Annotated in this window: 11 protein-coding genes and 2 riboswitches; of the genes, 2 read left to right on the top strand and 9 right to left on the bottom strand. The window is 54.7% G+C overall.

Annotation, left to right across the window (positions count from 1 at the left end; translation table 11 throughout):
- The first annotated feature begins 104 nt into the window (after positions 1 to 104).
- Complete coding sequence (locus KJS42_RS15040) at positions 105 to 1184, top strand: permease (protein WP_213623323.1); 1080 nt, start codon at positions 105 to 107, stop codon at positions 1182 to 1184.
- Between the two features lie 41 nt (positions 1185 to 1225).
- Here the strand turns inward: KJS42_RS15040 and KJS42_RS15035 are convergent, their stop codons facing one another.
- From KJS42_RS15035 to KJS42_RS14995, 8 genes are all read right to left on the bottom strand, one after another.
- Positions 1226 to 3877, bottom strand: a complete 2652-nt coding sequence (locus tag KJS42_RS15035; RefSeq protein WP_213623322.1) for a carbohydrate-binding protein — start codon at positions 3875 to 3877, stop codon at positions 1226 to 1228.
- Between the two features lie 202 nt (positions 3878 to 4079).
- The gene (locus KJS42_RS15030; protein WP_213623321.1) at positions 4080 to 4601 is read right to left on the bottom strand and encodes a YfiT family bacillithiol transferase; all 522 of its coding nucleotides are present in this window, start codon (positions 4599 to 4601) and stop codon (positions 4080 to 4082) included.
- A gap of 85 nt (positions 4602 to 4686) precedes the next feature.
- Positions 4687 to 7044 (bottom strand): histidine kinase, encoded by a 2358-nt coding sequence (locus KJS42_RS15025; RefSeq protein ID WP_213623320.1) that lies wholly within the window; start codon positions 7042 to 7044, stop codon positions 4687 to 4689.
- Between the two features lie 68 nt (positions 7045 to 7112).
- Positions 7113 to 7682, bottom strand: coding sequence for a potassium-transporting ATPase subunit KdpC (gene kdpC / locus KJS42_RS15020; protein WP_193417448.1), 570 nt, complete (start codon positions 7680 to 7682; stop codon positions 7113 to 7115).
- A 24-nt stretch (positions 7683 to 7706) separates the two neighbouring features.
- Positions 7707 to 9734: a potassium-transporting ATPase subunit KdpB gene (gene kdpB / locus KJS42_RS15015; protein ID WP_193417447.1), complete on the bottom strand. Its 2028-nt coding sequence runs from the start codon at positions 9732 to 9734 to the stop codon at positions 7707 to 7709.
- Positions 9735 to 9762: 28 nt separating this feature from the next.
- Entirely contained in the window at positions 9763 to 11433 is a 1671-nt protein-coding gene (kdpA, locus tag KJS42_RS15010; RefSeq protein WP_213623393.1) for a potassium-transporting ATPase subunit KdpA, read from the bottom strand.
- 31 nt (positions 11434 to 11464) lie between these two features.
- A complete protein-coding gene (kdpF, locus tag KJS42_RS23370; RefSeq protein WP_368858225.1) occupies positions 11465 to 11542 on the bottom strand; it encodes a K(+)-transporting ATPase subunit F in 78 nt (25 codons plus the stop codon).
- 125 nt (positions 11543 to 11667) lie between these two features.
- Positions 11668 to 12069 carry a hypothetical protein gene (locus KJS42_RS14995; protein ID WP_213623318.1) on the bottom strand — a complete coding sequence of 134 codons (402 nt, stop codon included), beginning with the start codon at positions 12067 to 12069 and terminating at the stop codon, positions 11668 to 11670.
- 117 nt (positions 12070 to 12186) lie between these two features.
- Positions 12187 to 12362: riboswitch (cyclic di-AMP (ydaO/yuaA leader) on the bottom strand.
- A 108-nt stretch (positions 12363 to 12470) separates the two neighbouring features.
- Positions 12471 to 12650, bottom strand: a riboswitch (cyclic di-AMP (ydaO/yuaA leader).
- Between the two features lie 258 nt (positions 12651 to 12908).
- Between KJS42_RS14995 and KJS42_RS14990 the strand changes: the two genes are divergently transcribed.
- A complete protein-coding gene (locus KJS42_RS14990; RefSeq protein WP_244868498.1) occupies positions 12909 to 13589 on the top strand; it encodes an MBL fold metallo-hydrolase in 681 nt (226 codons plus the stop codon).
- A 23-nt stretch (positions 13590 to 13612) separates the two neighbouring features.
- Here KJS42_RS14990 and KJS42_RS14985 read toward each other — a convergent pair whose 3' ends face one another.
- Positions 13613 to 14398 carry a nucleotidyltransferase domain-containing protein gene (locus KJS42_RS14985; RefSeq protein WP_213623317.1) on the bottom strand — a complete coding sequence of 262 codons (786 nt, stop codon included), beginning with the start codon at positions 14396 to 14398 and terminating at the stop codon, positions 13613 to 13615.
- Positions 14399 to 14413 lie beyond the last annotated feature (15 nt).

Raw genomic sequence — 14413 nt, 5'->3', positions numbered from 1 at the left:
GTAGCAACGGCACGTTTCCGAATATAGTCCGCTTGCCATCGTGTGGTATACTATATTTCGTGCTCTAGCTCAAATCTAAACGTTCGTGGAGGGAAACAAAACATATGGTTTCGTCATCAAGTGGCAACTACCCGCAGCAACAGCCGCATGGATTTCATAAAGGCAGAACTGCGTTATTCATCATTCTGTTCCTCATCATAGCCATCGCCGGCTTAAGTTATGTCAAGTGGTGGCCTTACTACGGAAAAGCGTTCAAGGCCGTCACCGAGCATACGATTGGCTCTTCCATTCTCGGAGCGGACGCTTCCGGCCCGATTTCGTGGAGTGGAGCGCTCGATTACGCGGCAGCCTACTTCAAATCGGTATGGAAGGCAGCGGTACTGGGCATTTTGCTCGGCTCGCTCGTTCAAGTATTGCTGCCGGCTCAGTGGCTTTATAAAGTACTCGGCAGCAGCCGGTTTAAGAGTACCTTCCTCGGCGGCCTCGTCTCCTTGCCGGGGATGATGTGCACCTGCTGCGCGGCGCCGATTGCTGCCGGCCTGCGCAAACGCAACGTGTCCGTAGGTGCGAGTCTGGCCTTCTGGATCGGCAATCCGGTGCTCAACCCGGCCACGCTGATCTTCATGACCTTCGTGTTGTCCTGGAAGTTCACCTTGCTTCGTCTCGTCTTCGGTATCGTGCTCACGTTTGGTGTCAGTTATTTCGCCAACCGGCTAGCTAAAGGCCAGCAAGTCCCCGCTCCGGCGGAAATGGAGCAAGCGGAGGCCGCAGCCGAGCTGAAGGAAGAGGGACCGTTTGCCTTGCGTTGGCTGAAAAGCCTTGGGATGATGATCCTGAATGTCGTTCCGGCGTATCTATTGTCCGTCTTGTTGCTTGGCGCTTTCCAAGGCGTCCTATTCCCGGTGGAACTCGGAGGCGGCATTCTGGCCATCCTGTTGTTCGCCCTCGTTGGCACGTTGTTCGTCATCCCTACGGCGGCGGAAATTCCGATCATTCAATCGTTCACCGCGCTTGGACTCGGTGCGGGCCCGGCGGCAGCCCTGCTGCTTACGCTGCCGACCATTAGCCTGCCGTCCTTGCTGATGGTCTCGCGCTCGTTCCCGCGTAAGGTGCTGGGCTTCGTGTTCGCCTCGGTGGTCATCCTTGGTATCGTTGCTGGGGTCGTAGGAGCCTGGGTGTTGTAAAAAGATAAAGGGAGCCGTGAATGAATCACGGCCCCCTTTTTTTATTGATCTTTCCCGCCCCCCGCAACGGGAACGAGCTTATACAGTTTGGACTCGGCCCCTTGCAGCTGGACATGCAGCTCGGTCTTCGCCCGCGTCTCTTCGCCGGTCCACAGATCCGTCACGCGGAAGCCGGAGCGGCCTTTGTTGTCCATCGCAGCCCGTTCGAAGTTAATCGTGCGCTCCGCCGGCTCGTTCGTGAAGTTAAACAACGCGAGGTAGTACACGCCGCCATCCTTCAGGATATAGGCGTCAGCCGCTGCGGTTCCGGTATTGCCTTCGATCGGACGGAACGCCTGCCCCATCTTGGCTACCGCGTTAACGGCCGGATTGACCAGCAGCTTCTCCATGTAATCACGAGCAAGCGGATCCGCGACATCATCCGAGTTCAGGAACACGGTACCGGAAATCGCCGCCGCGTTCACGCGGGTTTGCGCGCCGAGCAGTGAGCCGCCTTTCACCAGCGTCATGTAGTCCGGATCCGTGTAGGGGTAGATCGTGCCGTTCTGCCACCAGCCATAGGTCAAGTTATTCAACTGGTATTCGGTGCTGCCCAGCGAACCATCTACGTCGCAGGAGATCCGCCGGCTATGCGCGTATTGACTCGGGAAGAGTGGAGCGATCGAAGCGCTGATAAACATCGAACCGTCCAAGGCATTCACGATATAGGCCATGCCTTCATGGTAAGCCTGGATGCCTGTAGACGCCTGGGAGTTGTAGTGCTGGCCTTCCAATGAGCCGTGGCTCAGGAAATCCAGCTTAATATACTCGAACCCATGCTCCTTAAAGCGATTCACGTAATAGTCGATCCGTTGCTTCGTGCCCGGATGGGTCGGATCGACGGCGTAGGCGCCGTCCAGCTTCGGCAGCGGATTCCCTTGCGCATCGCGCAGCACGATGTCGCCATAGGTGTACTTACCGTCCGTCCCCTCCACCGGTTGGTTCAAATTATCGCCCCAGTAGACGAAAGGACCATAATAGATGCCGGCTTTTTGACCGTTAGCCTGAATATGTTTGACCAGTTGGCCTAGCTGCTCCTCGTTCATGTTGTCCCAATAAGAATCGAGATTGATATAAAGCTGGCCGTCGTTATTATACGACTTCCCTTGTAAATTCTCCTTAAAGTAATCAGAGGTCTCGATGGCCTTGTCGTAGGTTAAGTTGCTGCCGACGGCTCCCCAACTGTTCCAGCCGACTGGAACCCCTTGCGGAACCTCCGGACCGAAAGCGAGCGGCGGCGTTTCCGCAGCATTTGCCTTCCCGTACGTCTCCATCCCGTCCCGATAGTCGGCAAAGTAACCGACAAACACTTTTGGGGAAGCTATCGTCGTCCCGTTGACCTTGGCATGAGGCAACGAATCGTGTGTTGAGGCCAGGGAGGAGAAGCCGCCATAAACGTTCAGCTTATTCAGCCGATCGTTCGAGCCGCTCCAATAAATGCCCGTTTTCCACGTATCGTGGCTGACCGAACCCACCACAAAACCGCGGCGGCTGTCATTATCGAAGATCGCCGTCAGTTCCGAGCTTTCGTAATTTTGATTGTTCAAATCCGTATTGATCGTCTTGGACAGATACCGCGACCACGCATCGTTATCGAATGGGGTCACCAGCACCCGGTTATCGCCGTACTGGCCGATATCCACCCCGCCGCGTCGATCCACGATGAGCGGTGCGATATAGTTCGTCTCCATCGGCGTGGACTGCTCTGCAATGACTTGAGTGAGCAGGTAATCTTTTTGTTCATAAATATAATAGATTTGCTTAAGTAGCGGCAGGCCGTCTTGCTTATTGCTCACCGTCACTTTGACTCCTTTGCCGCCCCGATCCTGGAACCGTTCTACCTCTTCCATCTTAAACTCGTGTTTAGCATAATCTTTGCTGGTTAAATAACGATCCAACTGCAAGGAGCTATACGCCCCCTGGATCTTCGCTTCTTCTCCCCGTGCTTTCCAGCTATACGCCGACAGGCCGGTTTCCGTATTGTATAGCAGCTTTAGACTGCCGCTCGAAACGCTCATCCCTTTGGTGTGCCGAGTGACCGAGATCGAGCCATATTTCTCCGTTTTCACCGGAGCGCCAAGATTCAGGTCTTCGTTATCCCCCGGGCCCGTTCCCGGATCTGAAGGCGATACGAAGGCCAAGTCGATCTTGTCCAAATCCGGAGCATACCCTCCATCATCGTCAAAAGACAACGTATTGGCGCCCGCCTGCAAACGAACTTCGAAATCGAAAACGCCAACCGTATTCCAATCCTTCGTGGCCGGCGGCGTGAATCGCTCCCGTTCTCCGCCATTGACGCTGATCATAAACGAGCGGGTGTCCCCGGAAATATAGGACAAGCTTAGTTTGTAAACACCAGCTTCCGCTACGCGGACGTCATTAAACTGCATCGCCGAGCCCTGGTAGAGATTGCCTACCTTAACTCCGCCGGAGCAGGGGTCGCACGAGACCGGCCCGGCTTTGCCGGAATAGGAATTTGCCGGCGCCTCCGCCTCAAACGAATAAATCGCCCCCGCTTCTTGTGGGCTCGCCGCCTCGGCGGCAGCCCGCATTGGGGCCTCCGCACCTCCGGTCATCGAACATGCCAGTATCGCGATCAGCAGGTATCGCAACACCGTCTGCAACTTCCACTTCTTCGCTGTCTCAGCCTTCACGAATCATCCATCCTTTCGTCGGGTAAGTTCGATTACGAACCTCATGTTAGAATAGACAGCGCTTTCTATCTATACCTCAAAATGCCGATTTATAGCTGAAAGTAAAGTACTTTTCCAATTGAAGGTCTACAGACGTAACAAAAAAACAGCCCGACGTCCCACTCGGGACTTTCGGGCTGTTATTACGGAAATACGCTTGGAACTAAAGGTCCAGCTTCGTTCTTAAGGCGGTAATATGCGCGAGATGATGATTTCCGTGCCAGGCGTAATTGCCGAGGGTATAGGCCAAGCGGGTCGTCTCGCCCGATTCGGGGTGATGGAACTTGCGCTCATAATCGGCGTCGCCCAGCGATTTCAACAGGTTAGTCCAGCGGCGGTGCAGCGCTTCGAGCAGAAGCAGCGAAACCTCAATTTCTCCCTCGTAGTCTGCCAGCGTCGCCCAGCGGTCTTCGAAGTAAGGCCGGATCGTCGGCGTCTCTTCGGTTAAGGCCAGTTTAAAACGGGTATAGGCATTGATGTGGCTGTCGGCCAGATGATGCACGACCTGGCGCAAGGTCCAGCCTCCCTCGCGGTAGGGCAGGTTCAGTTGATCTTCGCTCAAACCCGCTACGGCTTGCCTTAATCGCGCCGGCAGTGACTCGATTTCGCGAATCCACTGCTCCCGCTGCGCTGCGTTAATCTCGCCTTCGAATGCAAATTTGCCTATAGGGTATCTAGGGTCCATCTCTAGGTTCGCCTCCTGTTCAGGAATAAACTGCCACTTTCTTGTTGATTCATTTATACCTGATCAAGATCGCCTTGTCGATATCCTATTCCGTAGAGAAGAAGTTCCCCTCCTTTTTAATTTGAGCCATAGGATCGAAATCGGCAACAACCAGAATGTCCATATGCCTCGCTTGGCGGAGCAATAGGGAGACCACGTCGCCCCTCCACAACCGCTGCCAACGGTTTCTTCCCGATTGGCCAAGGATCATTTGCGTACTTCCGAGTTCGTCGGCCTTGCGGACAAGCGCTTCCCCAAGCTTTCGTGTGCGGGGTCCCTTCTGCATCTCGAAGGTTCCGCCCAGCCGGCGGGTAAGCCTCTCGATCGCCTGAAGCCGTTCCTGCTCCTGCGGCGTGAATCCACTCCCGTTATGCCGGTAAAAAACATGCCAACTTGCCTTCAGTCGGTAGGCAATTCGGAAGCCGCGCCGAATTAAACGCTCAGCTCCGGAACTCAACGTAACCCCTACGAAGATCACTTCTTCCCGGTTTGCGCCTCCCCGCAGCGGGCTGCGGCGCTGCCAGGATTCCAGCCGTTCGTCGACGTCGTCGGCGAGTTCCCGAAGCGCAAGTTCGCGCAGGGCGATCAAATTGCCGGTTTTGAAAAAATTCCCGAGCGCCTGGTCCACTTTGTCCATCGCGTAGATTTTGCCTTCACGCATCCGTTGCTGCAAGGCTTTGGGGGCAACGTCGATCAGTTCGACTTCATCGGCTTGGCGAAGGATGAAATCCGGTACGGTCTCCCGGACCCGAACGCCGGTGATCTGTTCGACCGCGTCGTTCAGACTTTCGAGATGCTGAATATTCATGGTCGAAATCACCGAAATGCCTGCCTCCAAAATTTCCAAAACGTCTTCGTACCGCTTCTTATGCTTGCTTCCGGGCATGTTCGTATGAGCTAGCTCGTCAACCAGCACGACTTCCGGATTCCGGGCAAGGATTGACGCCGTATCCATCTCTTCCAGTTGGGTCCCGCGATAATCAAGTACAGCGCGGGAGAACGACGGCAACGCCCCGACCTGAGCCGTGGTTTCGTCACGTCCATGGGTTTCGAGCAGTCCGATGCGTACATCGATCCCTTTTTTGCGCAAATCGTTGCCCTCCCGAAGCATCGTATACGTCTTGCCGACGCCGGGAGCAGCCCCGATGTATACCTTGAACCTGCCGCGGCGAATCCGGCCGATTTGCTGCTCCACTTCCGCTTCGCTCAACCGGCGGTACGGCTCGGCGGCTCCGTGTTCCTCGCGGATTTTCGCCGGAAGGATGCGTTCTCCCTCCGTTTCAGCCCGGTCCGCCACTACGAAGATGTCCACGTTTTTCGTTTGCTTCAGGATATCCCCAACGATCGAGCCTTGCCATAATTCCTGCATCCGGGTTTGCTTGGAGTGGCCCAACACGATCCGGGTGACCCGATGCTCCATAGCGTAACGGACCAGTGCCTGCGGCAGCATCCTCCTGGTGGGAAGGGGGAGTTCGGCAAATTTGGCTCCCACCTTCTCCGACAACTGCGTCAGCGAGCGTTTGAAGGTCGCAGCTTCCGGCGACAGCTTGCGACGCGGGTTCACGAACGTAACCACGAGCATATCGCCGTTTAACCGTCTCGCAATTTGTTGTCCCCTTCGCACATAGATCGATCCATTCCAGTGATACTGGGCTGACACCAAAATCCGTTCCGCCACGCCCGCCGCCCCGATCAAGCCCTGCTCCTCGCGGTGTTTCTCCAGCGTATCGTTGACGCCTTCGGCCATCCAGCGTAGGGCCAGCTCGCGCAACACGCCGAGATTCCCGCGATTAAACACCGCCTTGTCCGGGATGTTACGCAAATGGCCCGCGGCGAGCCGCTGGAGCAGCGTCTCCGGAGATACGTCAATCAGCCGAACTTCGTCGGCAAGCTCCAACGTCCCCTCCGGCACGGTATCTTTAACTTCAATGCCGACGAGCTTCTGTACCAGCTCCGTCATCCCGCGAAGCTCATAAATGTTCACCGTCGTAATGACGCTGATACCGTGGCCGAGCAAATAATGAATATCCTCTAAACGCGTCGGAAACGACGCCCCTTCGCGGTTCGCATGCGCCAAGCCGTCTACCAGCACCACCTCCGGGTTGCGTCGAACCAAGGCGTCGAGATTCAAATCCTTTTTCTCCATACCATCCTGCTTCCAGTGGATGCTGGGAACCCGCTCCAACCCAGCCAATTGCTCCACGGTCTCCGGCCTTTGAAGCGTCGATACGGCGCATATGACCACGTCGATGCCCTCCGCCTTCAGCATTTGCCCTTCTCTCAGCATGTGGTACGTTTTTCCCGATCCGTTGACGGCTCCAACATACACCTTCAAGCGCCCCCGATGCAGCTCGTAAATCGACTTTAGGATTTCTTCGGGCGATTTTCGTTTAAAGCTTTGCAAAATGCAATGCCCCCCACCGCAAAACGTAAGATCCCTGCTTGAAAATCGCTTTTCAAGCAGGGGATTGGTTATTGCGCAATTCTTTGCTGAACTTCGATATTGAGCTGCAAAACGTTCACTCCCGGTTCGCCTAAAAACCCGAGATCCCGTCCCCGGGTATGGTCTCGGACCATCCGTTCCAGTTCTTCCGCTGCGATTCCCGTGGCTTGGCTGACTCGCGGGATTTGCGCTCGGGCCGCTTCCGGACTGATCTCCGGATCAAGGCCGGAACCGGAGTTCGTGATCAAGTCGATCGGCAGCTCGTTCAACGGGACGTTCGGATTTTCTTGCTTCCATGCTTCCACCGCGTCCGTCATCCGTTGAAGCAGATCCGGGTTGGACGGCGCATAGTTTGGCGTTCCCGAGGCCCCCGCGTCATATTCGATGCTGGACACCCGACCGTGAAAAAACGAAGGATCCGTAAAGCTTTGGCCAATCAGCCGCGAGCCGACGACTTCTTGGCTTTCATTATAAATCAGGCTTCCATTTGCCTTATCCGGCATTGCCGCCTGGGCAATCCCCAGCACCGCCAACTGATACAGCAAAATTACCGCCATCAACACGACGCTGGCGCGCAGCATCATCCAAATCGTTCGCATGACTTACCATCCCTTCGAGAAATATCAAATCCATAAGTGGACAAGCATATCGATGATTTTGATCCCCGCAAACGGAGCAATCACGCCGCCTACTCCGTAAATGAACAGATTGCGCGCCAGCAGCTTGGAGGAACTCATCGGCTTGTAAGCAATCCCTTTCATGGCGAGCGGGATCAACAGCGGAATAATGATCGCATTAAAAATCAACGCCGAAATGATCGCCGAATCGGGAGAACCCAGCCGCATGACATTGAGAACCCCCATCTCGGGGATCGCCAGCATAAACATGGCCGGGATAATCGCAAAATACTTGGCAACGTCATTGGCGATGCTGAACGTGGTTAAGGCGCCGCGGGTCATCAGCAGCTGTTTGCCGATCGACACGACCTCGATGATCTTCGACGGGTCGGAGTCCAGATCGACCATATTGGCTGCTTCCTTCGCGGCTACGGTGCCGCTGTTCATGGCGATTCCGACATCCGCTTGGGCCAGCGCCGGGGCATCGTTCGTCCCGTCGCCCGTCATCGCCACAAGCTTTCCTTCGGCTTGCTCCTTACGGATGACAGCGATCTTATCCTCCGGCTTGCTCTCCGCGATATAGCCGTCCACGCCGGCCTCCCGCGCGATCGTCGCTGCCGTAAGCGGGTTATCGCCCGTGCACATGATCGTTTTAATCCCCATCTCCCGCATCTGTTCGAACCGCTCCCGCATCCCGGGTTTCACGGTATCCTTCAAATAAATCAGACCGTAGACGAAGTGATCGACCGCTACCGCTAATGGAGTGCCCCCCGCCGTCGCAATCGCATCGCTGTTTAGATCTAGATCGTCGGGGATTTGCCCGCCTTGGGCGATGACCCATTTCTTGACGGCATCCACCGCCCCTTTCCGTACCTTCCGGCCGTCCCTCAAATCGATGCCGCTCATCCGGGTTTCCGCTTTGAAATCAATGAATTCCCCGCCGTCCGCAAGGGCAGCGTCATAACCCAAGCCTTGTTTTCTCATCAACTCCAACACCGAACGCCCCTCCGGCGTATCATCCTTGACGGAACTGATCGCCGCCCAGGCGGAGACATCCGCCAGGCCTGCCCCGCCAACCGGCACAAATTCGCTGGCCATCCGGTTCCCGTACGTGATCGTCCCGGTTTTATCCAATATAATCGTATTGATGTCCCCGGCCGCTTCGACGGCTTTCCCGGACATCGCCAGGACGTTGAATTGCGTTACGCGATCCATTCCCGCAATCCCGATGGCCGACAGCAAGCCGCCGATGGTCGTTGGTATCAAGCAAACCAGCAAGGCGATCAATATGGGGACTTCGATCCGGATACCCAGGTAATTCCCAAAGAACGGCAGCGTGACCACCACGATCAAGAAGATCAAGGTCAAGCTAATCAAAACGGTATTCAATGCGATTTCGTTCGGCGTCTTTTGGCGTTTCGCCCCTTCGACCAACGAGATCATCCGGTCGAGGAAGGACTCGCCGGGGTCACTGGAGATCCTCACCTTGATTTGGTCGCTGATCACCTTCGTGCCGCCGGTTACGGAACTGAAGTCTCCGCCGGCCTCCTTGATCACCGGCGCCGATTCGCCGGTGATGGCCGACTCGTCGACAGAAGCCAGTCCCTCCACCACTTCGCCGTCCCCCGGAATCATTTCGCTTTGGGAAACGATGACGAGATCTCCTTTGCGCAGCTCGGTCGAAGGAACTTGCTTCACTTGCTGGCCCACGAGTTTATTGGCCGTGATTTCTTTCTTCGTTTGTTTAAGCGAATCCGCTTGTGCCTTGCCGCGCCCCTCCGCGAGAGCCTCCGCGAAATTCGCGAACAGCACGGTCACGAGCAAAATCAGCGATACCGTCAAATTGAACCCGCGCGACACCCCGCCACCGAAGGCATCGGGCACAAATATCAATATCAACGTGATGAGAAATCCGAGTTCGACCACGAACATGATCGGGTTACGGACCATCAGCCTTGGATCCAGCTTCATAAACGATTCCTTGACCGCATGACTGACGATCGTGCGAGATAACATCGTTTTCTTGTTACGCATGTCCGTTCCACTCCTTCTTTCTTTCAACCTATGGCAGTAAAGTCAGATGCTCGGCGATCGGCCCCAATACGAGAGCCGGGAAGTAAGTCAACGCGCCGACGAGGATCACAATGATGAGAAAGACGCCGCCGAACAGAGCCGTATCCGTACGGAACGTGCCGCTCGTGACGGGTACCGATTTCTTGGCGGCCAAGGAGCCCGCCACCGCCAGCAAGACGACGATCGAGAAATAGCGGCCCAAGAACATCACGACGCCCGTGGCGATGTTCCAGAACGGCGTATTATCGCCAAGCCCTTCGAAACCCGAGCCGTTGTTGTTCGCGGACGAAGTAAATTCATACATCGCTTGCGTTAAGCCGTGGAAACCGGAATTGGATATCGTATCCGGGTAAGCCAACAAAGCCAGAGCGGTGGGTGCCAGTATCAGGAACGGGGTAACCAGCAAATTAACGGCGATCAGCTTCATCTCTTTGCCTTCGAGCTTCTTGCCGAGAAATTCCGGCGTGCGCCCAACCATCAGACCGGACAAGAACACCGCAATCATCGCATACATCAACACGTTCATGATTCCGACGCCCGCTCCGCCGAAGACCGTATTCAGCATCATGTTCGCCAGCGGAACCAGCCCGCCGATCGGCGTCAGCGTATCGTGCATCGTATTGACCGCTCCCGTCTCCGTCGCGGTTGTGACCGTCGCGAACAAGGCCGACTGGGCTAGGCCAAAACGAACCTCCTTGCCCTCCATGCTGCCTTGGCCATGCGCGATGCCAAGGGCGTTGAATGCCGGATTGCCGGCGCTTTCGGCCGAAAGCAATACGCCAAGCATGACGATGAACATCATCAGCATCGATACGAACAACACCCGGCCTTGTTTGGCATTCCCGACCATTTTCCCATAAGCGAAAGGAAGGGAAGTCCCGATCAGCATCATCAATAGGATTTGCAGCATATTGCTGAATCCCCCCGGATTTTCAAACGGATGGGCCGAGTTCACGCCCACGAATCCGCCGCCGTTGTTGCCGAACTGCTTAATCGACAAGAACGAGGCAATCGGCCCCCGGGCGATAGGTTGCTCTGTCCCCTGAAGGGTATGGGCGATCGCCGTTGATGCCATAGTTTGCGGTACGCCCAACGCTACGAATATTAAAGCCGAAATGAACGATACCGGCAGCAGAACCCGGGTGATCGCACGAACCAGATCCACGAAGAAATTGCCGATCGGTTTGCCGGCCAAGCCGCGAATAAATGCCATCGCCGCGGCGACGCCGGTCGCCGTCGAAGTGAACATCATGAATACGATCCCGATCATCTGCGAAAGGTAAGACAGTCCGCTTTCCCCGCTGTAATGCTGCAGATCCGTATTGGTCATGAAGGCAATCACCGTATTGAAGGCGAGCGTCGGCTCCATGTTTGAAACCCCGCTCGGATTCAGCGGCAGGAACCCTTGCAGCCGAAAAATCAGATAGACGATCAGCATCATCGCCAAATTACTCAGCACCGCGGATAAAGCATACTTCTTCCAGGACTGATTCTCCTGACGGATGCCGCTGGCATGGAATATTACTCTTTCAACAGGTCCGAACCACCGGTCCAGACCGTTCTTTTCATAGTCAAACGCTTTGGCCAAGTATAGACCGGCCGGTCTGGCGACGATTACCGCAAGGCCCAAAGTAACGAGTATGGCAATCCAACTGTAGATAGTCACGTCTTATCCCTCCGAAAGGCAAATGTTAAAACTTCTCCGGGTTCAGCAGCGCATACCCCAAATAAACAAAAACCGCCACGATTAAGATGCCAAGTCCCCACATCATCACTGATCTCCACCCTCCGAAATCGCTTTGGAAGCCCAAGTTGCCAGACCTGCCATCATGCAAACCATAACGATAATTAAGCCGATCATGAAAATGTCCATCATCGTCGATCGGATCCTCCTTTACTCATTGTGCAGAATAAACGATACGTCTTTTCCCTTCGTATAAATCACATAATTAGCGCCAAGCTTTTTATAAACCGCGCCAGGATGCATCTTTTGCGTAATGACATAAATCGGCTTCGACGTCCATGGACGGCAGAATTGCAAATATCGGCAGGTTAGTGTCAGAGATTCTTCGAAGATATACACCGTCCCGATGGGGATATCAGGTACGACCTTGTTTTTGCGTTTAGTAGTATCCACTAGAATGACGTGCTCTATCCCACGGTCTATCGCCTCCTGGCGGCTTCTATCATTGTTGACCATCAGTGCAAACGGGATTTCGCGGTACTTCATCGTTCTGATGAAATCTACCGCCAATGGATTCGTATGCGTCACCAGCGCGTATTCAAAAGTGCCCACTTCTTGTATTCCTCCTGATTCAGAAATTAGGCATCAAAAAAGAAGCCTGGGAAGAGGGAATCTTCGCGGGCTTCCAGCATGAATGTATTCTATGCTTTAGGAATCGCGCCATAAGGTTTCCTCTCTCGTTTGCACTTACGAGGTTAGCTGACGGGCTCGGGCGCGAGAGACGCCCTACCTCGCGATACGCAACTATCGCCAGGATTCGCCCCATAGGCGGTAAGCGCGACCTGCGCTCCGCCCGTATGGGTCCCCCGTTCCTTCGCATCGGAAGGATTCAGTGTGATGCAAACAGATTGTTAATTTTCTTCTATATTGTCAATGTAACGCTTTCTTCCCTTTCATGAATAGGCATAAGAAAACCACAGAGGATATCCCTGTGGCTCGCCATGACAAGTCCATCATCCTCTCTCCCTACGCTGACGAGGTTAGCTGTCGGATTCGGGCGGTGAGAGTCGCCCTACTCCTGCGGCATAGGCTTGCCGCAGGAGATTCACCCCGGACCGTTCCGCCGACTCTCACATCGGCAGCGATCATTGGGTCCCCCGTTTTCCTGATCGGAAATTAAGCGATACAGATTGTTTTATTAGAATCATTTCATGAGTCGAATATTACGCTTGCGCTTGTTCTTTGTAAAGCTGGACCGAATGCAAATTTGAGATAAAAAACCTTATAATTTCGTCATTTTTAGCGTTTTCAAGGGATAAAAAACGTCTTTCTCTACGATTACCTCTACCGCAGACCCTTACTTGAAATCCGGCTAGGACTTGTCCTCCGCCCCTTTCTTTGCTACGATTTTGCGCAGATAAACTAAGCTTGAACAACGAGGAGGAGATTACATGAAACAAACGAACGCATCCGGCCTGATGCCGCTGCCGCTAAACCTGAACTTGCCGAATGGGAACCAGATGCCGGTCCATGCGGTTCTGTTATGGGGGACCGATCATCTCGTCCTCGTTGACACCGGGGTTCCCGGTCAATTGGACGTGATTCGCAAAGGGTTGGAGCAAGGAGGGTTCTCCCTGGAACAGTTGACGCATGTGATCATCACGCATCAAGACAGGGATCATATCGGTAGCTTGCCGGAGCTGGTCCAGGCGAAGGCGGGGAAATTGGAAGTGTTGGCCCATGAAACGGGGATTCCTTACCTAGCAGGGGAAATTCCGCTGATTAAAAGCGGAATCACCGCCGAACCGGTCGTAGTGGATACGGCGCTTCACGATGGCGACGAGCTGCCGTTTGGCGGCGGCCTGCAAATATTGCATACCCCGGGGCACACGCCGGATCATATCAGCTTGTATCATGCTTCCAGCAAAACGTTGATCAGCGGGGACGTGCTCGTCTCGAGCGGCGGCAAGGTGTTGCCGCCCGATCCGAAGTTCACGCCGGATTACGCCCAGGCCCTTCTATCGGTCGAAAAATTGGCCGCCCTGGATGTGGAAACGGTAATTACCTACCATGGCGGCGTATGTACCGGGGCGATCAAGGAACGGCTGAAGGAAATCGCTGCGGGGAATTAAGCATAGCAGTCCCGGCCAACCGGTTAAATATCGCCTACCGGCGTAAATCCACCCAGCCAATTTAATTCGCTGTCTTCCATGAATCGCGAGGGCCAGCTTCGTCCATCCTCACCCCAATCGGCGAACGTGCGGACCGACTGGTAAAACGCTTCGATATGCTCGGCCGTTGGTTCCTGCAGCATCCGTTCGATCAGCGGCAGGAAGCCTTCGGGCCGATCCGGAGCTTGTTCCAGAACATGAAGAAACCACTTATGGTACGGATACAGCATTTCATTATGCGCTAAGATCAGTCTTCCGCCGAACAAAACCAAGTTATTGACGGCATGTCGCAATAGATAGAGGTTGTCATGCTTGAAGGCTTCGGCGGAATACCATTTCCACGCTTCGAACTGGGCCAAGAAACGGGAGATATTCTCCTGCTTACGTTCTGCCGGATAGCGAACGATATCTGCCAGCAATTCCTCCACTCCCGCGATGTTTGAAAAAGCGAGGATCGCCCCTTCAAATGCAAAACGGGCCGGCTCGCTCCCTTTCTCGGCCACCTGCTTCATGAATCTGCAAGAGATATATTTCCCGTCCACGTAACCGGACTCATAGTCCGTCGATTCATTTTCCCAATACGTCGTCTCTCCGGTGCTTACCCGCCGGGCATAATCCTCCTCGGATACCACGATCATCACGTCTACATCCGAGGACGGTTTCGCGAATCCGTGGGCAATCGAACCGGAAACCAGTAAGGCCAGAATATCCTCCCGGGTGGCGAGCTTGGCCTTTAGTTTCTCGATCGACTTGGCATGATGTGCGTACATTCCTTATTCCCTTCC

The sequence above is a fragment of the Paenibacillus sp. J53TS2 genome (genome assembly GCF_018403305.1).
Classification (GTDB): domain Bacteria; phylum Bacillota; class Bacilli; order Paenibacillales; family Paenibacillaceae; genus Fontibacillus; species Fontibacillus rhizolycopersici.
The sequence above is the reverse complement of the archived record's forward strand: the minus strand, read 5'-3'. Positions and strand labels throughout refer to the sequence as shown.